The organism is Rossellomorea vietnamensis, from assembly GCF_025398035.1.
Taxonomy (GTDB): domain Bacteria; phylum Bacillota; class Bacilli; order Bacillales; family Bacillaceae_B; genus Rossellomorea; species Rossellomorea vietnamensis_B.
Genome location: NZ_CP104558.1, coordinates 808,191 through 829,139, shown reverse-complemented (window position 1 = coordinate 829,139; position 20,949 = coordinate 808,191). Strand labels below are relative to the sequence as shown.

Sequence of the window (20,949 nt, the reverse complement as noted above, 5' to 3'; positions counted from 1 at the left end):
AGTAAGTGTTTACATATGAAACTATAACAATGAAAGCGCTTACTATTTAATAAAAATCCTAATGTAATGGGGGAATTGGAATGTCAAATTTGGTTACAATCGGACTCATTCAGGCTTCTCATGATGTAGACGGGGATGAAACAGTAGACGTCCATAAAAAGAATGCAATCAAAAAGCATGTGGAACTAGTGAGGGATGCAGCGAAAAAAGGGGCTCAGATCATATGCTTGCAGGAGATATTCTATGGGCCGTACTTTTGTTCAGAGCAGAATCCTAAATGGTATGACTCCGCAGAAGAAATTCCGAATGGTCCGACTACAAAACAATTCCAGGAGTTGGCCAAAGAGCTGAGTGTGGTCATCGTCCTGCCGATCTATGAGAGGGAGGGAATAGCAACCTACTATAATACGGCAGCTGTCATCGACGCAGATGGGACATACTTGGGGAAATATCGAAAGCAGCATATCCCTCATGTGGGTGTCGGAGAGGAAGGATACGGGTTCTGGGAGAAATATTATTTCAAACCTGGAAATCTTGGGTATCCGGTATTTGATACTGCTTATGCCAAGGTAGGGGTCTACATTTGTTATGACAGGCATTTCCCTGAAGGAGCGCGTTTATTGGGGCTGAAGGGGGCGGAAATTGTCTTTAATCCGTCAGCGACCGTAGCAGGTCTTTCCGAATACTTATGGAAACTTGAACAACCTGCTCATGCAGTGGCAAATGGGTACTATTTGGGAGCCATCAATCGCGTCGGATATGAAGGTCCATGGAATATGGGTGAATTCTACGGCCAGTCCTATCTCGTCGATCCGAGGGGGAGCTTTGTTTCAGTTGGAAGCAGGGATCAGGATGAAGTGATCATCGGGGAAATGAATAAGAAGTTATTAAGGGAAGTAAGGGACACATGGCAGTTTTACCGTGACAGGAGACCCGAAACCTATAACGATATGACGGCGTTACTTCCTTAACCAAGCTGGAAAGATAAGAAGTGCTCCATCATCTTGATTCATTAATCGGAAATGAAGAGGGGGAAGTCAGTTTGTCTAACACACTATCATTACTCAATCTCGAGAAGAATTTTCAGGAAACCCATAAGGGATTAACGGGCAGGGAGGCATTGGAGGAAGCGAATCGATGTTTGTACTGCTATGATGCACCTTGCATTCAAGCCTGCCCGACAAGCATCGATATACCATCATTTATAAAAAAAATTGCATCGGGTAATTTAAAGGGTTCCGCTAAGACCATCATGTCTGCCAATCCCGTTGGCGCGAGCTGCTCAAGGGTCTGTCCGACAGAGGAGCTATGTGAAGGAGCATGTGTTCTGAATTCTTCAACCAAACCCATTATGATCGGCGATCTTCAACGGTATGCAACGGATTGGGCAAGACATAATGACACTGTACTCTTTGAAGCGGGAGTGCCTAACGGAAAGAAAGTCGGAATCATCGGCGGGGGACCGGCGGGGCTTTCTGCAGCAAGGGAACTCGCGCGGTTTGGATATGATGTAACGATCTATGAGGCTGAAAAAGAAGCGGGGGGCTTAAATACTTATGGCATCGTTTCGTTCCGCCTTCCTCAGAGCATTTCTTATTGGGAAGTGGAACAGGTAAAGAAACTGAATGTAAAGATCCGGACCAGTGTAAAAGTGGGTCAGGATATATCTGCCGAGGAGATCCTGATGAACCATGACTTTGTCATCCTGGCTGCAGGTATGTCGAGTGTACCGGACTTACGGATTCAAGGAGAAGAACTGATAGGCGTGCATGATGCCATCGAGTTTGTGAAAAAGACCAAAAGCGGCAAGTTGAATCACGAGTACATCGGTAAAAAAGTAGTGGTGATCGGTGCAGGAAACACAGCCATTGATGGAGCCACATGCTCCATTCGACTAGGTGCAGAAAATGTAAAAATCTTATACCGGCGTACTCAAGAAGAAATGACAGCTTATGATTTCGAGTACGAATTTGCCAAGCAGGACGGTGTGGAATTCCGTTGGTTGACGGCTCCCCAAAGGATCATCGGGAATGAAAAAGGAGAGGTTACAGGGATTGAATGTATCAAGATGGAGCTTGGTGAACAAGGGCCAGATGGAAGAAGGCGCCCCATTCCGGTTAAAGGCTCCGAATTCACTTTGCCCGTTGACGTCGTCATTAAAGCCATAGGACAGACCCGTCATCTTACACTCATTGAACAATTCGGGTTGGAGCACTCTGAAGGAGTGGTGAAGGTTGATCCCGGTACTTTTCAAACGTCGAATCCTTCGATTTTTGCCTGTGGGGACATCGTATTCGGTAAAGGTATCGGGGAAGCGATGGTTGTTACGGCAGCAGAGCAAGGGAAGCAGGCAGCATACCATTTACATGAGATCTGTTCGACAATAAAAATGAATTAAAACTGTTTAAGAGGGGGGAATTCCATGGCGAATTTAAGCATAGATTTAGCGGGGATCAAATCACCCAATCCATTTTGGTTAGCATCTGCGCCACCGACGAACTCAGGGTATCAGGTTCAAAGGGCTTTCGAGGCTGGTTGGGGAGGTGCGGTTTGGAAAACGTTGGGTGAACCCATCATAAATGTGTCATCCAGGTTCGCAGCCGTAAGCTTTAACGGTCAGAGGGTAGCGGGTTTTAACAATATCGAACTGATTACGGATCGGCCATTGGAAGTGAACTTAAAAGAGATATATGAAACCAAGAAGAGATTCCCGAATCACGCCATCATTGCTTCACTAATGGTGGAGCCAAAGCAGGAAAAGTGGCATGAAATCGTCAAAAAAGTGGAGGATGTAGGCGTTGACGGATTGGAACTGAATTTCGGATGTCCCCATGGGATGGCTGAACGGGGGATGGGGTCGGCCTCCGGTCAAGTACCTGAGCTGGTCGAGAAACAAACTCATTGGGCAAAGGAAGTGGCAAGGACACCGGTCATTGTTAAGCTGACACCCAATATAACAGATATCACCGTGACAGCCGAAGCAGCCGTCCGAGGCGGAGCGGATGCTGTCAGCATGATCAATACGATCAATAGTCTTGCAGGAGTGGATCTGGATTCATGGAACACCATTCCTCATGTGGCCGGTAAGGGAGCTCACGGTGGCTATTGCGGTCCTGCAGTGAAACCTATTTCCTTGAACATGGTGGCAGAATGTGCCAGGAATCCGAGGATCAATGTTCCGATTTCAGGCATGGGGGGAGTGTCGAACTGGCAGGACGCCGTTGAGTTCATGCTCATGGGTGCTTCCGGGGTTCAGGTATGCACGGCAGCCATGCACCACGGTTTCAGGATCGTTGAGGATATGCTGGATGGATTAAATAATTATTTAGATGAAAAAGGAATAGCAAGCGTTCAGGAGATTGTTGGAAAGTCAGTTCCTAGATTTTCTGATTGGGGGAATCTGGATCTGAATTATAGCGTAGTGGCCCAGATCAATAATGACGTATGCATCAATTGTAATAAGTGCCACATTGCATGCGAAGACACGTCTCATCAGTGTATTGATATGTTGAAGGATTCTGATGGAAATAGCTATCTGAAGGTGCGGGAGGAAGATTGTGTGGGATGCAATCTATGCTCGATTGTCTGTCCGGTTGATGGTGCCATCGACATGATTGAAGTTCCGAGCGGTCAGATGCCGATGACCTGGAACCAACGTCAAGCAGTCATGAGTAACCTGTCGGGCTCTAAAGTAAATGCAGTAAAATAACCCAGGAGGTACCGTAATGGAAAAAATCATTCAAAATGGAACGATTGTCACAGCTACCGATACGTATAAAGCAGATATCCTGATACAAGACGGAAAGATTGCCGCGATTGGAAAAGGATTTGATCCAGGAGAGGCTGAAGTGATCGATGCAAGTGGGAAATTCATTTTTCCAGGAGGAGTCGATCCCCATACACATCTGGAAATGCCATTTGGTGGCACGGTCTCAAAGGATGACTTTGAAACGGGAACGATTGCCGCTGCATTTGGTGGGACAACGACCCTCATAGATTTCTGTTTAACGAATAAAGGAGAACCTCTTCAAAGTGCCATCGATACATGGCATGCAAAATCAAAGGATAAAGCCGTTATCGATTATAGCTTCCACCTGATGATCGGGGAGATCAATCAAGAGGTCCTCTCTCAGCTGCCTGATGTCATACAGCAGGAAGGCATCACATCGTTCAAAGTGTTTATGGCGTACAAAAATGTATTTCAGGCAGATGATGAAACCCTATTCCGGACACTGGTTGCTGCAAGGGAACTCGGGGCCCTCGTCATGGTTCACGCAGAGAATGGGGATGTTATTGAATACTTAACCGAGAAGGCATTAGAAGAAGGGAAAACGGAACCGATTTATCATGCTTTGACGAGACCTCCTGAACTTGAAGGGGAAGCCACCGGCAGAGCAGCTAAATTAACGGGATTAGCGGATTCCCAATTATATGTTGTTCATGTTTCGTGCTCGGAGGCTGTGGAACAGATTTCAGCGGCGAGGAGTAAAGGGTTGAATGTATGGGGGGAAACATGTCCACAGTATCTGGTACTTGATCAAACCTATTTAGAGCGCCCCAACTTTGAAGGGGCGAAATACGTATGGTCCCCTCCACTCAGGGAAAAGTGGCATCAGGACGTTTTATGGAACGCATTGAAAAGCGGGCAGCTCCAAACATTGGGATCTGATCAATGTTCTTTTGATTTCCAGGGGCAGAAGGATTTAGGAAAAGAAGATTTCACTAAAATTCCGAATGGCGGACCGATCATTGAGGACCGTGTATCTATATTATTCTCAGAAGGGGTGGAAAAAGGACGCATAAGCTTGAATCAGTTTGTAGATATCATGTCAACAAGAAGTGCCAAATTGTTTGGGTTGTATCCTCAGAAAGGGACCGTTGCCGTTGGATCGGATGCAGATATCGTCATCTTTGATCCGGAGGCAGAAAGAGTCATCTCTGCTGCGACCCATCATATGGCAGCAGATTATAACCCGTTTGAAGGCATGAAAATCAAAGGTGAACCGGTTTCTGTATTATCCAGGGGTGAATATGTCATCAAAGATAAAAAGTTTGTAGGAAAAAAGGGTACCGGCAAGTATATCAAGAGAGCGAAATACGGTAACCTGCTGGTAAATGAAGAGAGTGCAGCACTTCAATCCTCTAAGAGCTGATAAGCATTATAGATAAACATCCACCTTAATCTTAGAACAACTCCTCGCGAGCCGGGTGCAGGGACTGCGCCCGCTCGCCTCTCTTGTTAAGAAGATTGGTAAAGCCATTCGAAGCAAACAAAGTGGGGTGTTCATGTTGAAAAGAAGTTATTTAAAGTCTCCCGATTTATTACCCATCAAAGAAAGTGAAAGGAAAGTTACAAAGCTTGGCTATTCCTTTATGTGGGTGGGGATGGTCGTCGTCCTTGCAACCTTCGCAATCGGTGGGGCAGGCGTCGTGTCGTTACCATTACCCCTTGTTGTTTTAGCCACCATCATAGGATCCCTTGCCATTGGATTATTTATTACCTTAACAGGCGATATAGGGATTGAACATGGTGTATCCTTCCCTGTATACATGAGAGCACCCTTCGGAACGATCGGGACGCATATTCCATCCGTGGTCCGCGGCCTGGCTGCTTCCATGTGGTTCGGAATCAACACATACTTCGGGGCTACCGCGATGAACGGAATTCTTAATATATTATCAGGTTTTGATAATTGGTTTGTTTGCTTCATGATTTTTGCGATTCTTCAATTGGTGAATACGGCACTTGGGATTAAAGCTGTGGAACGTTTTGCGGACCTTGCCGCCCCAGTCATCATTCTCATCTCCGTATGGATGTATTCTTCATTATCAGACTCCGCAGCCTCCCAGGGAAGAGATATCTGGAGCTGGGTTGAAAGTCCGGTGACGGGGGCAGCCACATTCACTGCTTTCCTTGTTGTGATTTTTAGTAATATGGGATTTTGGGCAACACTTTCAGCAGATATTCCTTCCATTTCACGCTTCATGAAGGCTCCAAGCAATGAAAGGAATTGGTTCAAGAGAAACCGGAGTGCACTCATAGGTAATCTTATAGCCCTACCGATTACTCAGGCATTTATGGTATTAATCGGCGGTATTTCGTATATTGCCGTACTGAATTATGATCCTGTAGTTGCCCTTCAGGAGGCGGCAAGCGGGTTTGTTTTAGGAGTCCTGCTCCTGATGATCGTCCTGGCACAATGGTCTACGAATATTGCGGCCAATATAGTCCCTGCAGCCACCATTTTTTCAAATGTAGGGGGACCCAAATTTCCTTTTTGGGCCGGTGTGTTAACAGCCGGGGTCGTGGGGACGATTGTACAGCCATGGAACCTCTTCGATATCATCATTCCCGTTCTGCTGTTTGTGGGGGGGATATTATCCGCCATCGTGGGAATTTTGATATCAGATTACTATTTTATAAGAAAACGCCGGGTCAATGTCCCCGCATTATATGAAGACAGGGGACAATTCAGCTATATGAAAGGTATCAATCTTGCTGGCTTCATATCATGGATCCTTGGGGCAGTCGCTTCATATTTCGTTCCTAACTTCTCGTTTCTGGTTGGATTTGGTATAGGAGCCCTCTGCTATTACGTTTTGGCTAAATATTGGTGGTTCAAGAAGTATGAGCAGGCAGAACTCTCCGATCCCAGTGATGAGAAGTATCTGGGAATGTCGGTAGGCCGTGATTGGATCATTGAAGAAGCAGAGGAAAACGTTATCGAAAAATCCCCAACAGGCACAAGTATTTCTTGAATGGGCGAAAGTGGTAGCAAATAGGATGATGAAAGGGTGTCGAAATGTCCGATTATCAAGAGTTTTTAAGCGAAAGAGACAAGATTGATTTTCTTCTGCAAAAGGGTTTTAAAATAGAAAAGGTCACTGAAAATCTCAGTGGGGCTTTTGTTGTATTTAAACATACTGAAAATAAGAGAAGCGCCACTTTGCATGTGAAAACGGCGAATGCACGAAAGTATTTTTCAAATCTATTATTTCAAACACATCATTGAAAGGGGGCCGAGCGGCATGAGGGATCTGCCCGTAGACAAAGAATTGACGGTTGCCCCCGGAAACATGCAAACGACGGATGAATTCATACATTGGGTATTATCCGTCTTGTCTTCGAATCACTTGACGGAAGAACAATTAGTGAAGTGGTGGGGTGAGGAGATACAGTTTGCAATCCCCCATACTGAAGAGGAGTGAAGGATTGGTCCTGCCAATCCTTTTTTCTCCATTTACTACGCCAAACAAAAGGGAGAGAAGGATGAAAAGTCATTTCTATTTTTCAGTGAAAGATATCCTGGAAAGAAAGTACTTTGAACACGCTAAGGTGATAGCTGGACACAGAGGTCTCTCCAGACAAGTAAAATGGGTACACATTGTCGAAGTCACTTCCATAAAAAATCTTCTTAACGGGAATGAATTGATCCTTTCAACTGGTCTTGCCTTGAAGGAGGAAGGGAGTTTCCTATCACTGATTCACCAGTTGGGGGCTTGTGGTGCAGCGGCCCTTTGTATCGAACTTGATACGAATATCTCTACCATACCGGCAGCTGTATTGGAGTGGGCGGATGAATTTGATTTCCCCATCATTGTTTTTGAAAAAGAAGTCCCGTTTGTCAGTATCACTCAGGATATACACGCCGTAATCATCAATCAGCAATATGAGATGATCAAGAAACTTGATTTCTATGCTCAGAACCTGAATAAGTTGCTGCTGTCAGTCAAGCACTGCAGGGATATCCTTCAAGTATTACATAAAGAATTAAATGTACCGGTACTTTTTCAATTGAAAGAACAAGATGTTAAGGTTCATCCCTTAATGTGTTCGTCTGAAGAAGAGCTCTTCCTGCAAAACTACTATAAAAGCAAAGACAGTAAAGATCATCACGTTGCTACAACGAAGGTCATCCTATTTGATCAGGAGTATGCAGAGCTTTACATCTGCCGGTACAATCATCCGTTTAGTGAATATGAGCTGCTGATACTTGACCGGACTTCCACCGCCCTTGCTCAATATTGGATGAGGGAATTGTATTTTGATGAACAAAAACGCTTGGAAGAATCAAAATGGATCATGTCCTGGTTAAAAGGAGATCAATCATACGATGGACTTGCCGCTTTCATGGATGAACTAAACGTATCGATCCACGGTGGTGTCGTATGTATTTGCAAGACGAATACACTGGCTGATAAAGAAATGCTTGATTTAACCTTCTTCAATCTAGTAACAAAAAGCATATTTGAACAATATGGATTCAAAGTGGTGCCCGAAAGGATCGATCATGATTTAGTCTTTATTCTCCTTGATACCCGGAGAACCGGTGATTGGAAGGCACGATTGATCAGTGCTTATGAAAAGATTTTAAAATCAGGATTTTTCAGAAAGTCGTCAGGTGCAGTATTTGCCACAGGTAAATATCAGCTCGAGATGATGGATATTCATAGAAGCTATGAAACTGCTAAGGATACCCTTGCGTTTCGAACGAAAGTCGATGGAGGAGACCATTATTGTTTCTTTGATGACCTTCATTTATTCAGATTGATTTCAATCGTCAACGAGAATGTAAACATGTGGGAAATGATAGAAGAATTTCTTTCCCCGTTAATAAAATACGACAGGGACCACGATGGGGATTTATTGAAAACACTTAAAGTTTTCCTGGCTTGTCAGGGGTCAAAGCAAGAAACCTCCAAAAGATTATTTATTGTGAGACAAACACTCTATCATCGACTGAAGAAAATAGAAGATATGCTTGGTGAAGATTTTATGAGATCGGATAAACGGGTGACCATCGAATTTCTATTGGCGGCTCATGAATATTTGCAGCCTCAAAGTTTATTGAAGAAGACAAAGGTACATTAAAGACAGCTTTCAGAAATAGTGTCCAGCGGGAATCCCTGGTTATGTTACACAATGTCTAATGAATGACCTGACGTTTTCTTTCATAATGAAATTATCGAGTATGCAGAAAGTTCTGAACTTCTTCGGGGATATTTTTAAAAAATAATAAGGAGGAACTGAATATGACTGTAATAAAAAAAGATGTAGCAGTATTAAAAAATTTCATTGGGGGTAAGTGGGTGGATTCCCTCAGCTCACAAACATTGGAAGTCTTAAATCCAGCCACAAATGAAGAGATTGCGAGGGTGCCGATCTCTACTAAAGAAGATGTGGCAATGGCAGTAAAAGCTGCGAAGCTTGCTTCAGAAACATGGAAAAAGACCCCGGTGCCGAAACGTGCCCGAATTCTGTATAAATATCATACATTGCTTTCAGACAATCACGATGAACTGGCCAGATTGGTGGTGCAGGAGAATGGAAAATCATTCAAAGAAGCGTATGGTGAAGTACAGCGTGGACTGGAATGTGTGGAATTCGCTTGCGGAGCACCCACCCTCATGATGGGAGAGACGCTCAGTGGGATAGCGGAAGATATCGACTCCGAAATGTTCCGCTATCCACTGGGTGTTGTAGGGGGGATTACTCCTTTCAACTTCCCTATGATGGTCCCGTTATGGATGTTCCCCCTTGCCATCGCCTGTGGAAATACTTTCGTATTGAAGCCATCTGAAAGAACCCCGATCTTAGCCAATAGACTTGCAGAGCTGTTAACGGAAGCGGGAATGCCTGATGGGGTCTTCAACGTGGTGCACGGTGCCCACGATGTGGTGAATGGCTTACTGGAAAACAAGGACATTGCGGCGATATCATTTGTCGGAAGCCAGCCTGTTGCGAAATATGTATATCAACAAGCCGCCTCACAAGGAAAAAGGGTGCAGGCACTATCAGGGGCAAAGAACCATCATATTGTCATGCCCGATGCGGATTTCAATAAAGCGGCTGAACATATCATCAGTTCAGCATTCGGCAGTGCAGGACAGAGATGCATGGCATGCAGTGCAGTAGTGGTGGTTGGAGACAACGAAGAGTTTGTAAAGGCTTTAAATAAAAAGGCAGACGAATTATGTATAGGGGACGGGATGGATGAGGAAGTACTGCTAACTCCCGTCATTCGAAAGGAAAATCGGGAGAAGACTCTCGGTTATATAGAAAAAGGCATACAGGAAGGAGCGTCACTCATTAGGGACGGCCGTAAAGAGATGGAAGATTTCAAGGAAGGGAACTTCTTGGGGGCAACGATCTTTGACCATGTGACACCAGAAATGACGATTGCAAAAGAAGAAATGTTTGCACCTATCCTCAGCCTTTTAAGAGCTGAAGATCTGGACGGGGGACTGGATTACATCCGCCAGTCAAGATACGGTAATGGGGCTACGATCTACACGAAAGACGCCGGCGCCGTCCGCCAGTTCAGGGAGGAAGCAGACGCAGGGATGCTGGGTATTAATGTGGGGGTTCCTGCGACAATGGCATTCTTCCCGTTTTCAGGGTGGAAAGACTCTTTCTATGGAGATATGCATGTAAATGGAAAGGACGGAGTAAATTTCTATACTAGGAAGAAAATGATCACTTCTCGATTTGATTTTTAATAAGGGTTAGGGGGAATCTTCATGGTAAAAGCAGGTCACTCTCAAGATGTATGGTTAGAGCAGGACGAGAAACTCATTTGGCACTCCATGAAACCATATAATCCCGAGGGAACGATGGTTGTGACGGAATCTCAAGGGTCGTGGATAACTGATCAGGATGGACAGAAGTATCTTGATGGTATGGCAGGATTATGGTGTGTTAACGTTGGGTATGGACGACAGGAGTTGGCAGAGGCAGCTTACGAGCAGCTCAAGAAAATGGCTTACTTTCCTCTTACCCAAAGCCATCAGCCGGCCATTGAACTTGCAGAGAAGTTAAATCAACTACTTGGTGATGAATATGTGATTTTCTTCTCCAACAGTGGATCTGAAGCCAATGAAACGGCCTTTAAGATCGCCCGCCAATATCATCAACAAAACGGTGAGCACGGAAGATATAAAATTTTCTCCCGGTATAGAGGGTATCACGGTAATTCCATGGGGGCCCTGGCTGCTACAGGGCAGGCTCAGCGTAAATTCAAGTATGAACCATTGGCGCCTGGGTTTCACCATATTGCTCCTCCCGACGCATACCGCGATGAAGTGACAGGGGGGAATCCCCGCGACCTTCCAGGAGTGAAGGCGATTGACCAGGCCATGACATGGGAACTAAGTGAAACGGTCGCTGCATTGATCATGGAACCTATTATTACAGGCGGAGGAATCCTCATGCCCCAGGATGGCTATATGAAGGCGGCCAAAGAGGTGTGTGTGAAGCACGGTGCTCTTTTAATAGTAGATGAAGTGATTTGTGGTTTTGGACGGACCGGAAAGGCATTCGGATTTATGAATTATGACGTGAAGCCTGATATCATCACAATGGCCAAGGGTATCACCAGTGCATATCTTCCGTTATCCGCCACTGCTGTAAAGCGTGAGATCTATGAAGCTTTTAAGGGATCTGAAGAATATGATTACTTCCGTCATATCAACACATTCGGTGGAAATCCTGCAGCCTGTGCGCTGGCTTTGAAGAACATTGAAATCATGGAAAATGAGAGACTTTTTGAACGGTCAAAAGAGCTGGGGGAAAAAACATTGAATTCCTTGAAAAATCACCTCCAGGATCACCCTTATGTAGGGGATGTCAGAGGAAAGGGATTATTGATCGGAATTGAGATGGTGACTCATAAGGATACCAAGGATCCATTGGAACTGGATAAAGTTAACGCAGTCATAGGATATTGTAAGCAGAATGGAGTCATCATCGGAAAAAATGGTGCGACCGTGGCAGGATTCAACAATGTCCTGACAATATCACCTCCGCTAAACATCGAAGAAGAAGATCTGGAACGACTGGTATCGACAGTGATCAAGGGGATTCAACACCTTAAATAATCAGGTTAAAGGCGTCTGCAAGTGCAGATGCCTTTAATTTTGTATGGAATGATCGACTTGTTTTTCCTGGGGTAATTCCCGGGAGGCGCTTGGGACCTTTCGTTTTTTTACATTGATAAGATCAGATGAATGCACGGTTATGATCACTTGCCCACCTGCAACTTTTGCCCGGATGAGAAGAGGCTGATTATAAGCATTTTTAAAGGTGAAATCGGGTCCGTACCAGCTCACGGTGGCATCCCTGCCCTTGGGGACATATGGCACTCGTTTTGAGTGGTGATACCTTTCCAATATGGTTACGCCCGCTTGATCCACCGCATTATATAAGGTTGATGATACCTGGCAGATACCGCCCCCGATATCTTCTGAAAGTTCCCCTCTTACAATGACTGGGGCTTTTTTATATCCCTTTTCTTTCGTTCTTTTTCCGACCACGCCATTAAAAGAGAATACTTCGCCTGGAAACACCACCGTATTGTTGATTTTTTTGGTTGCCAGGGTAATATTCTGCGTTCGTTCTTCATTATGTCTATTAAAGAACGTAACATACTGCCCGATCTTTTGGGTACGTATATGAGCGAGGATTTCACTGTCCACCTTTGGATATAAGGTCAACAATGGAGGTTCGATCACTCTCGATCCCTTTGATAACAAGAAACCATCGACCAGACCACGGAATTTCCTTTCATGAAGCTTATATCCGGCTTCTTCAGGTACGATCCGGTTATGTTCATTTATATAGGCATTATGCGGAGGGGTGTAGACCCTATTCTGGATATGTGAAACAACATCTTCATAGTGTTTTTCATTCATTAATGGTTCATCCAGTAATGGTACCTCCAGGTAGTGGCGTTCAACCGAAATGGGTGTGTGATTTGATGACTGGATATGTAAGTGATCATGACTTCCCGTTGACGGATACACTAACAGACCAATCGCGGTCAGTTTAAGCAAAAACATACGAATCCTCCCTTTCATGGGTAGTATCCGTATAAAAAAGCTATTTCATGTTCGACTGTCATTTCCAAAAATTGAGCGAATGAACCGCCAATAAGGTGACCAAAACTAAGAAAAAAAATGAGGTTTCGTACATGCTTTTTATGATGAGATTCACAATCGTCCTGTCAATGTTCCTTGCCTTTGGAGGAAAATCGGCCGCTGCCTTTCCAAGTTTTCAAGTAGAGGTACTTCCATGGGAACAAGTAAAGGAAATCATTCCAAACCACTCTTATTTTACGATTATAGATATAGATACAGGATTGTCTTTCAACGTGCAGAGAAGGGCAGGAAGTAAACATGCGGATGTGCAGCCGGTCACAGAAAAAGACACGAAAATAATGAAAGCCATTTACGGGGGAAAGTGGAGCTGGGATCGTCGTGCCATTCTGGTACTGGTTCATGACCAGCTCATCTCTGCCTCCATGAATGGAATGCCTCATGGGGCCGGAGCACTCCAAAATCATTTTCCAGGGCACTTCTGTGTCCATTTCTACGGAAGTACGACGCATAAGACCCCCACTCCTGACCTGGCCCATAAAGTCATGATATTGAAAGCAGGTGGGGAACTGGACCGTTTCCTGTATCGCATGGATCCATATGAATTGATCAGTGTACTTGAGATTGCCATTAATCAGCACGATGAAGGACTTCTTTCGAAAATAATGACAGGAAACAATCGTTCAATTAAAAAGGTACTTGATTCGGTGGAACATTTCCGGATTACCCAAAGATCTATACTCCCCATTGAGGACTTGCCTGCTCTTGTGGCGATGAAAGTACCATTTAAGGTGAAATGGATCAGGTCCAATCATTCACAGGGGGAAAAAGATGCTGTTTTTTATTTACACAGGGATTCATTGGAGGATCAATGGCAAATAGATGGTCCAACATTCACTGATGAATTTGATTAATGTACGAATCAGCTAACATTAATTCCCTCCAGTGGGTGAAATCTTATCCTTTATATGAGTTTTCATTAGGTGAAAGAGGGAAAAGAGTATATAAATGAATCGTGGAGGGAAAGACCGATGTTGGAGTTTGTCATGAAATTAATTAAGGAGTTGGGAATGTGGGGGTTATTCGCTGGAAATGCCATTGAAGCGTCTTCATTGCCTTTTCCAGGCGCCCTTGTGACGCTGACTTATGGATACGTTTTGGATCCATCCCCAATGAAGCTATTAATATTAGCGCTCACCAGCAGTGCCATCTATACCATTTTTAGTTTCATCCCTTATGGTATCGGATTTAAACTGAAGGATAAAATCAAGGAAAAAACCAGTTCGAAGAAAATTGAAAAGGGGCAGAAGTGGTTTCGGAAATGTGGATTGTGGAGTATTGCGATTACGAGACCCCTCGGCATCGGTAATTATGTCTCCTATGTTGCAGGTATCAGTAAAGTGAATAAGTGGAAATTTGGAGGATTAACCTTTATAGGGATATTCCCGATCACCCTCACGATGTTAATAGTCGGGAAAAATGGTAATTTGAAATCCGTTCAATCCTTGATGAGTCATATTCAGACCTATCTTCTCATCGGAGGGGCTGTGCTCCTGATTGGGTACCTGTTATATAAGTTCGTGTATAAACCAAAAGCAAAGTCCGCTTGTTTACAAGATGAAACAACTATCGCCAAGCAAGCTGAATAAATAAAGGAAAGTTCGCTCCTGAAAATGGGAAGCGGATTTTTTTTTGATTACAGGACATGACATCATGCGCTTCCTCAATCTACTACATGCTTCAACCATGATCTGTATGATATAATGAATAGTCGAGAATAGCAGATTTACTTGGAAAGGTTTGAATGAAACCATGACACAATATACTCCAATGATAAAACAATACTTACAAGTAAAGGCAGAATACCAGGATGCCTTTTTATTTTTTCGTTTAGGCGATTTTTATGAAATGTTTTTTGATGATGCCGTCAAAGCATCCCAGGAACTTGAAATAACCTTAACAAGCCGTGATGGGGGCGGAAAGGAACGAATCCCCATGTGCGGTGTACCCTATCATTCTGCTCCTAATTACATAGAGCAGCTCATCGATAAAGGATTTAAAGTAGCGATATGCGAACAGACCGAAGATCCTAAGCAAGCCAAGGGGGTAGTGAGACGGGAAGTCGTCCAGCTCATTACACCAGGTACGGTGATGGATGGGAAAGGTCTGAATGACAAAGAAAATAACTATATTGCTTCCGTCACCGCTTTTGATGATGATACGTATGGACTTGCCTATAGTGACCTTACAACAGGTGAAACCAAGGTGACGGTCGTTTTAGAAGGACTCCAGGCGTTGATGAATGAATTAGCCACCATTGGGGCGAAAGAAGTGGTCATCCATCCTGATCTTTCTGATGAAATTCAGGGCAGGATCAAAGAAAGAACCGATGTTACCTTATCCTTTGAGCAGGAATCGAATCCAGGACATGCTTTCACCCATCTCGTGGAACCACTGAAGCAAGGGAAACTCATCCAAGCTTCTTCACTCCTGTTCCATTATTTATTCCGAACACAGAAAAGGAGTTTGGATCACCTGCAAGTCGTTGAAACGTATCAGCTTCACCAGTTTATGAAAATGGATTATTATTCGAAGCGGAACCTGGAGCTGACAGAAACCATCCGTTCCAAAGGGAAGAAAGGGTCACTTCTTTGGCTGTTGGATGAAACGATGACCGCGATGGGTGCCCGCCTTTTGAAGCAATGGATCGATCGTCCACTCATTCATAAACATGTAATTGAAAAGCGTCAGACAGTGGTGCAGGTGTTATTGGAACGCTTCTTTGAAAGGCAGGATCTGAGAGAACGCCTGAAAGAAGTATATGATCTCGAGAGGCTGTCTGGCCGCGTCGCCTTCGGAAATGTAAACGGACGTGATTTGATCCAGTTGAAAAAATCCCTGCAACAGATCCCGGTGTTAAAACAATTGATCCAATCGCTGGAAAATGATGCAACCGATGAACTTGTCGCCAGGCTCGACCCTTGTGAAGAGTTGACGGATCTTCTCGAAAAGGCATTGATCGAAAATCCTCCCTTGTCTATAAAAGAAGGAAGTTTGATTCAGGATGGGTATCATGAAGAACTGGATCAATACCGTGACGCGAGTAAAAATGGTAAATCATGGATTGCGAAGCTTGAACGGGATGAAAGGGAAAGGACTGGAATAAGGTCACTTAAAGTAGGATTTAACCGGGTATTTGGATACTACATCGAAGTAACGAGAGCGAATCTGCAGCACTTGGAAGAGGGACGATATGAACGGAAGCAGACTTTAACCAATGCGGAGCGGTTCATCACCCCGGAATTGAAAGAGAAAGAATCCCTTATCCTCCAGGCTGATGAAAAGAGTGTGGATTTAGAATATGAATTATTCATTGGAATACGTGAAAGGGTAAAGGAATTTATCCCGCGCCTGCAAAAACTGGCTAAACTTGTCAGTGAATTGGACGTTCTACAGTGCTTTGCAACAGTCAGCGAGAAACGTCACTACACCCGCCCTGTCTTCAATGACGAAAGAAGAATCGTGTTGAAAGATGGACGGCATCCCGTGGTGGAAAAAGTGATGGGTGCACAGGAGTATGTTCCGAATGATTGTTATATGGATGAGGAAAGGGAAGTCTTTCTCATCACCGGACCCAATATGTCCGGTAAAAGCACCTATATGAGACAGGTGGCCCTAACGAGCGTCCTGGCCCAGATCGGGTGTTATGTCCCTGCAAGTGAGGCAAATCTTCCTGTATTTGATCAGGTATTCACCCGCATTGGAGCGGCAGATGATTTGATCTCCGGTCAGAGTACATTCATGGTAGAAATGCTTGAGGCCAAGAATGCCATCATTCACGCGACTCAACAAAGTCTGATTTTGTTCGATGAAATTGGACGGGGTACATCCACCTATGACGGGATGGCACTGGCACAGGCAATCATTGAATACATCCATGAACATATCGGGGCCAAAACCTTATTCTCCACTCACTACCATGAATTAACGGTTCTTGAGGAAGAGTTGGCCAAAGTGAAAAATGTTCATGTAAGTGCGATGGAGCAAAATGGAAAACTTGTTTTTCTTCATAAAATCAAAGAGGGTGCGGCGGACAAAAGTTATGGAATACATGTTGCGGAACTTGCTGAACTGCCGCAGGCCCTCATTCAGAGAGCGAATGAAATTCTTCTTGAGCTTGAACGGAAGGAAGAGCCTTCATCTTCCAATGAAGTAGCCGCTTCAAGGGAGTCGTTTATAGAAAAGCGGGAAACAAGTGAAGAAGATTTGGCCCAGCTATCCTTTTTTGGAGCTGAAAAATCGGAAAAGAAGGAAAAGCTGAATTCCAAAGAAAAGAAATGTATAGAGGAATTAAAAAAATTGGATATCCTTGAAATGACGCCATTGGATGCGATGAATACGCTATACGGCATCCAAAAGAAATTAAAGCAATAAGGAGGTGGAATTGTGGTGAAAATATTTCAGCTTAATGATTCCCTTTCTAATAAAATTGCAGCAGGGGAAGTGGTGGAACGACCGGCTTCTGTGGTGAAGGAACTCCTTGAAAATAGCATCGATGCAGGCGGGACCGTCATCGAAATTCATATCGAGGAAGCAGGTTTACAATCCATACGCATCATCGATAATGGCGACGGAATTGAGAAGGAAGATGTCCAAACAGCCTTTAAGCGTCATGCAACAAGTAAGATCAAAGACGAAAATGATCTATTCCGAATCCGGACGTTGGGATTCAGGGGAGAAGCACTTCCGAGTATTGCTTCTGTTTCTTATTTCACATTGAAAACCAGTACGGGCGAAGGTCCCGGTACGAGTATTGAACTCCAGGGTGGAGAAGTCCATTCGATTGAAAGCACGTCCTCCAGAAAAGGAACGGACATCACAGTTTCACAACTGTTCTTCAATACACCTGCACGGTTAAAATATATGAAAACCATTCATACGGAGCTTGGAAATATAACGGATGTAGTGAACCGGATCGCCCTTGCCCATCCCTTTGTCTCGATCAAGCTTCTCCATAATGGCAAATCGCTTTTGCACACGAATGGCAATGGGGATGTCCGGCAGGTCCTTGCCGCGATTTACGGAGTCGGGATAGCAAAGAAAATGGTACCGATCGAAGTGGAGTCCCTTGATTTTAAAGTAAAAGGCTTCATATCCCTTCCTGAGGTCACCCGTGCATCAAGGAATTACATTTCGACGATGATCAACGGGAGATTCATCAAGAACTATGCACTGGCGAAAGCGATCGGGGAAGGTTATCACACACTTCTCCCCATCGGACGGCATCCCATCGTGCTCCTTAGTATCGAGATGGACCCGATCCTGGTGGATGTGAATGTGCATCCGTCGAAAATGGAGGTCCGCATCAGTAAGGAAGCAGAGCTCAATGCGTTGGTGACGGAAGGAATCAAGAGGGTGTTTAAAGGAAAGGAACTGATTCCGTCAGGATCCCTCTCACCTAAACTGGCTCAGCCGAAGTCGGAGCAGACATACATGAATCTCGATCACGCGGCGAGGCGACAAGAAGGTAAATATGGTAACAGTGACTCCGTCCGGGAGCCGTTGCTGCCTAAAGAAGAGATGGTGAAGCTGTATGAGCCGCAGCCTCCTGTCATTGAGGCGGAAGACAGCATCGTATCAAATGAAGAACCTCTTCAAGGATACCCTGTCGAAGAAGAATCCCGGGAACAACCTATTCAAGAAATCGACGAGGAAAAGGAAACATTCAGGGTTCCCACTCTTTATCTTGTCGGGCAAATGCATGGTACGTATATATTCGCCCAAAATGAACGTGGTCTTTATATCATTGATCAGCATGCGGCTCAGGAACGGATAAAGTATGAATTTTATAAAGAGAAAGTGGGGCAGGTCGCGAAAGAGCTTCAGGAACTCCTTGTTCCCCTTACACTTGAGTTCTCCACGGATGAGTATATAAAGATCAATGAATCACGTTCTCTCCTTGAAGAAGTAGGGGTTTTCCTTGAGGACTTCGGATACAACAGTTTCATCGTACGTGCCCATCCACAGTGGTTTCCTAAAGGGGAAGAGCAGGAAACCATCGAAGAGATGATTGAGCAGATCATCAAGATGAACAAGGTCGATATTAAAAAGCTCAGGGAAGAAGCAGCCATCATGATGAGTTGCAAGGGATCCATCAAAGCAAACCATCATTTGAGGAATGAGGATATGCAGGCGCTGCTGGATGAATTAAGAAGAACCAGCGATCCATTCACCTGTCCTCACGGTCGACCGATTATCATTCATTATTCCACCTATGAAATGGAAAAAATGTTTAAACGGATTATGTAATGGAATGAATGGGGATGAGCCTTTACAAGGTTCATCCCCATTCAACCATATTTGTTCTGATGTTCCTTTTTTCTTGTCAGATAATCTTCATCTTCTCTCGCCAATTTCCATTTCTCTTCAAAAATGGCGGCTGATTCAGCTTTCTGTTCATCTATCTTTCGATCATTGATGTCCCCATCCTTATCGTACTTTTTCCCCCCAGGATAATTGGCGTACCTTCTGGCCCTCGTATAGCCCATCTGTAGGAATTTCCTTGCCATATCCATTCCCACAAAATCATTCTCCTCCTTATATTGAAGAAACATGCGATAAATGGTACTTGAGGATTCTTCCGCAATATCCGGTGTTTTAAAACGCCATTCTGGAAGGATTTCGCTCTTATATGGCTCTACAAGTAAAACGCCTTGTTCCCCGCGGCCTACACGGTATTTTTCAGGGTGTTTACGAAAATCAATGGAATCAAAATCAAGATCATAATTAAAACTAATGACCCTCACCTCCTAACTACCTTCTACCCATAATCCTCTTAGGGATAAACGGAGAGAAGTTCCTGTGAAGAATTACAATAATAACATTATGGTAACTTGATAAATGACATGCTAAAAGAGGATTTTTAATTCTTTTCTTTAATGTATATAGAAAGGATGTAAGCACTCTTTTTTAGGAGGGGGGAAGTAGTATGATTGAAGTTGAAACATCTTTAAACAATGAATCTGTTCAGGAAGAAACATATTTAACGGCATCTCATCGAGTGGATAAAAGGCAGTTTTCTGAAAAGGAATATAATAAATTTGTAAAGTTGAAGGGTGTAAGGGATTGGTCAACGTTAACTTGGAAGGACGTTGGAAAGCCTTATGAGGTGACGTCCTTTGCCAAAGAAAAAAAAGATTGGGAAAGAGTAAATGGAAAATCACTTCCCGTCCATACTTCATGGGAAATGTTTAATCGCTCTTTCCACGAATGGTTTGTGAAAGATGTGCCTGCAGAAACGAAGGAAAGTAGAAATCGCATCGTCAGGAATGCTTTGAAATTAAATATAAAAGAATCCGCGGAAGCATTAGGTGATCACCTCAGGCTGCATCTCTGGAATTATGTGCACAGAATTCAGGATGGTGTGTGGGATCCCAGGGGGAAGAGGGCCTTATTCAGCGGACTGGATGTTGTTAAGCCGAAAATATTATTTTTAGGGGCTGCGGAAGGATATGAAGCGATGCAACTCTCAGCACTTTATCCCGGCAGTGAAATCGTGATGGTCGATTATGATTCGTTTTGTCGTGATATCCGGTATCGGGAATTTCCGGAAACGTACCCATTCCTCGGGCCAAATCCCTCCACAGGTGGATTGAAAACGTATTATAAAGGTGACTTTAAGACAACATACATCGTCTCGGATATCAGGGACTTATCGTTCGGGAGGGAGTTTGACATCGTTTTGAGTGTTGGGCTATTAGAACATTTTCCCGATGATTATAAGTCAGAAGTGATAGAGTGGCACCGGAAATTTTTGAAGCCAAATGGATACATGGTCCTGACTACACCAAGGGCTCAGCTTAAATCCAAAGTCTATTACGAAGTGATGGCGGATGTGATGAACCACACGTACAGGGAATTGATGACTGTTGAACAAATGGGGCTTTATTTGTATGAAAATGGGGTGGATATTTTACAGCATGGCTATATCAAAGTTCATAATGGGATTATTGCGAAAGTAAGGTAAAGGATAAAAAGGCTTTGATTAATTCAATCAAAGGCTTTTTATTTTTTTAA

Annotated in this window: 17 protein-coding genes; 15 read left to right on the top strand and 2 right to left on the bottom strand. The window is 44.1% G+C overall.

What is annotated here, in order from left to right; all coding sequences use genetic code 11:
* Window positions 1-80 precede the first annotated feature (80 nt).
* The 10 genes from N5C46_RS04355 to N5C46_RS04310 all read left to right on the top strand — a co-directional run bounded on the left by N5C46_RS04355 (window position 81) and on the right by N5C46_RS04310 (window position 11,877).
* Window positions 81-971, top strand: a complete 891-nt coding sequence (locus tag N5C46_RS04355; RefSeq protein WP_261751078.1) for a nitrilase-related carbon-nitrogen hydrolase — start codon at window positions 81-83, stop codon at window positions 969-971.
* Between the two features lie 71 nt (window positions 972-1,042).
* Complete coding sequence (locus tag N5C46_RS04350; RefSeq protein ID WP_261751077.1) at window positions 1,043-2,398, top strand: NAD(P)-dependent oxidoreductase; 1,356 nt, start codon at window positions 1,043-1,045, stop codon at window positions 2,396-2,398.
* 24 nt (window positions 2,399-2,422) lie between these two features.
* Window positions 2,423-3,709 (top strand): NAD-dependent dihydropyrimidine dehydrogenase subunit PreA, encoded by a 1,287-nt coding sequence (gene preA / locus N5C46_RS04345; RefSeq protein ID WP_261751076.1) that lies wholly within the window; start codon window positions 2,423-2,425, stop codon window positions 3,707-3,709.
* Window positions 3,710-3,725: 16 nt separating this feature from the next.
* Window positions 3,726-5,153 carry a dihydropyrimidinase gene (hydA, locus tag N5C46_RS04340; RefSeq protein ID WP_261751075.1) on the top strand — a complete coding sequence of 476 codons (1,428 nt, stop codon included), beginning with the start codon at window positions 3,726-3,728 and terminating at the stop codon, window positions 5,151-5,153.
* A gap of 133 nt (window positions 5,154-5,286) precedes the next feature.
* Window positions 5,287-6,759 (top strand): NCS1 family transporter, encoded by a 1,473-nt coding sequence (locus N5C46_RS04335; RefSeq protein WP_261751074.1) that lies wholly within the window; start codon window positions 5,287-5,289, stop codon window positions 6,757-6,759.
* 44 nt (window positions 6,760-6,803) lie between these two features.
* Window positions 6,804-7,013 (top strand): hypothetical protein, encoded by a 210-nt coding sequence (locus tag N5C46_RS04330; protein WP_261751073.1) that lies wholly within the window; start codon window positions 6,804-6,806, stop codon window positions 7,011-7,013.
* A gap of 16 nt (window positions 7,014-7,029) precedes the next feature.
* On the top strand, window positions 7,030-7,209 hold the full coding sequence (locus N5C46_RS04325; RefSeq protein WP_261751072.1) for a hypothetical protein: 180 nt from the start codon (window positions 7,030-7,032) through the stop codon (window positions 7,207-7,209).
* A 61-nt stretch (window positions 7,210-7,270) separates the two neighbouring features.
* The gene (locus N5C46_RS04320; RefSeq protein WP_261751071.1) at window positions 7,271-8,872 is read left to right on the top strand and encodes a PucR family transcriptional regulator; all 1,602 of its coding nucleotides are present in this window, start codon (window positions 7,271-7,273) and stop codon (window positions 8,870-8,872) included.
* A gap of 161 nt (window positions 8,873-9,033) precedes the next feature.
* Entirely contained in the window at window positions 9,034-10,500 is a 1,467-nt protein-coding gene (locus N5C46_RS04315) for a CoA-acylating methylmalonate-semialdehyde dehydrogenase (RefSeq protein WP_261751070.1), read from the top strand.
* Window positions 10,501-10,521: 21 nt separating this feature from the next.
* The gene (locus tag N5C46_RS04310) at window positions 10,522-11,877 is read left to right on the top strand and encodes an aspartate aminotransferase family protein (protein WP_261751069.1); all 1,356 of its coding nucleotides are present in this window, start codon (window positions 10,522-10,524) and stop codon (window positions 11,875-11,877) included.
* Window positions 11,878-11,910: 33 nt separating this feature from the next.
* Here N5C46_RS04310 and N5C46_RS04305 read toward each other — a convergent pair whose 3' ends face one another.
* Window positions 11,911-12,837: a VanW family protein gene (locus N5C46_RS04305; protein WP_261751068.1), complete on the bottom strand. Its 927-nt coding sequence runs from the start codon at window positions 12,835-12,837 to the stop codon at window positions 11,911-11,913.
* A gap of 131 nt (window positions 12,838-12,968) precedes the next feature.
* Here N5C46_RS04305 and N5C46_RS04300 point away from each other — a divergent pair, with 131 nt between their 5' ends.
* From N5C46_RS04300 to mutL, 4 genes are all read left to right on the top strand, one after another.
* Window positions 12,969-13,787, top strand: coding sequence for a hypothetical protein (locus N5C46_RS04300; protein WP_261751067.1), 819 nt, complete (start codon window positions 12,969-12,971; stop codon window positions 13,785-13,787).
* A 132-nt stretch (window positions 13,788-13,919) separates the two neighbouring features.
* A complete protein-coding gene (locus tag N5C46_RS04295) occupies window positions 13,920-14,522 on the top strand; it encodes a DedA family protein (protein WP_261751066.1) in 603 nt (200 codons plus the stop codon).
* A 163-nt stretch (window positions 14,523-14,685) separates the two neighbouring features.
* Window positions 14,686-17,307, top strand: coding sequence for a DNA mismatch repair protein MutS (gene mutS, locus N5C46_RS04290; protein WP_261751065.1), 2,622 nt, complete (start codon window positions 14,686-14,688; stop codon window positions 17,305-17,307).
* 12 nt (window positions 17,308-17,319) lie between these two features.
* Window positions 17,320-19,182 carry a DNA mismatch repair endonuclease MutL gene (mutL, locus tag N5C46_RS04285; protein WP_261751064.1) on the top strand — a complete coding sequence of 621 codons (1,863 nt, stop codon included), beginning with the start codon at window positions 17,320-17,322 and terminating at the stop codon, window positions 19,180-19,182.
* Between the two features lie 41 nt (window positions 19,183-19,223).
* Here the strand turns inward: mutL and N5C46_RS04280 are convergent, their stop codons facing one another.
* A complete protein-coding gene (locus tag N5C46_RS04280) occupies window positions 19,224-19,670 on the bottom strand; it encodes a DUF4385 domain-containing protein (RefSeq protein ID WP_261752279.1) in 447 nt (148 codons plus the stop codon).
* A gap of 191 nt (window positions 19,671-19,861) precedes the next feature.
* Here N5C46_RS04280 and N5C46_RS04275 point away from each other — a divergent pair, with 191 nt between their 5' ends.
* The gene (locus N5C46_RS04275; RefSeq protein ID WP_261751063.1) at window positions 19,862-20,899 is read left to right on the top strand and encodes a class I SAM-dependent methyltransferase; all 1,038 of its coding nucleotides are present in this window, start codon (window positions 19,862-19,864) and stop codon (window positions 20,897-20,899) included.
* Window positions 20,900-20,949: the final 50 nt, after the last annotated feature.

Bases quoted from the DNA above. Each gene is read 5' to 3' on its own strand.
- N5C46_RS04355 (WP_261751078.1), top strand. From the start codon at position 81: ATGTCAAATTTGGTTACAATCGGACTCATTCAGGCTTCTCATGATGTA.
- preA (WP_261751076.1), top strand. From the start codon at position 2,423: ATGGCGAATTTAAGCATAGATTTAGCGGGGATCAAATCACCCAATCCA.
- hydA (WP_261751075.1), top strand. From the start codon at position 3,726: ATGGAAAAAATCATTCAAAATGGAACGATTGTCACAGCTACCGATACG.
- N5C46_RS04335 (WP_261751074.1), top strand. From the start codon at position 5,287: ATGTTGAAAAGAAGTTATTTAAAGTCTCCCGATTTATTACCCATCAAA.
- N5C46_RS04330 (WP_261751073.1), top strand. From the start codon at position 6,804: ATGTCCGATTATCAAGAGTTTTTAAGCGAAAGAGACAAGATTGATTTT.
- N5C46_RS04325 (WP_261751072.1), top strand. From the start codon at position 7,030: ATGAGGGATCTGCCCGTAGACAAAGAATTGACGGTTGCCCCCGGAAAC.
- N5C46_RS04320 (WP_261751071.1), top strand. From the start codon at position 7,271: ATGAAAAGTCATTTCTATTTTTCAGTGAAAGATATCCTGGAAAGAAAG.
- N5C46_RS04315 (WP_261751070.1), top strand. From the start codon at position 9,034: ATGACTGTAATAAAAAAAGATGTAGCAGTATTAAAAAATTTCATTGGG.
- N5C46_RS04310 (WP_261751069.1), top strand. From the start codon at position 10,522: ATGGTAAAAGCAGGTCACTCTCAAGATGTATGGTTAGAGCAGGACGAG.
- N5C46_RS04305 (WP_261751068.1), bottom strand. From the start codon at position 12,837: ATGTTTTTGCTTAAACTGACCGCGATTGGTCTGTTAGTGTATCCGTCA.
- N5C46_RS04300 (WP_261751067.1), top strand. From the start codon at position 12,969: ATGCTTTTTATGATGAGATTCACAATCGTCCTGTCAATGTTCCTTGCC.
- N5C46_RS04295 (WP_261751066.1), top strand. From the start codon at position 13,920: ATGAAATTAATTAAGGAGTTGGGAATGTGGGGGTTATTCGCTGGAAAT.
- mutS (WP_261751065.1), top strand. From the start codon at position 14,686: ATGACACAATATACTCCAATGATAAAACAATACTTACAAGTAAAGGCA.
- N5C46_RS04275 (WP_261751063.1), top strand. From the start codon at position 19,862: ATGATTGAAGTTGAAACATCTTTAAACAATGAATCTGTTCAGGAAGAA.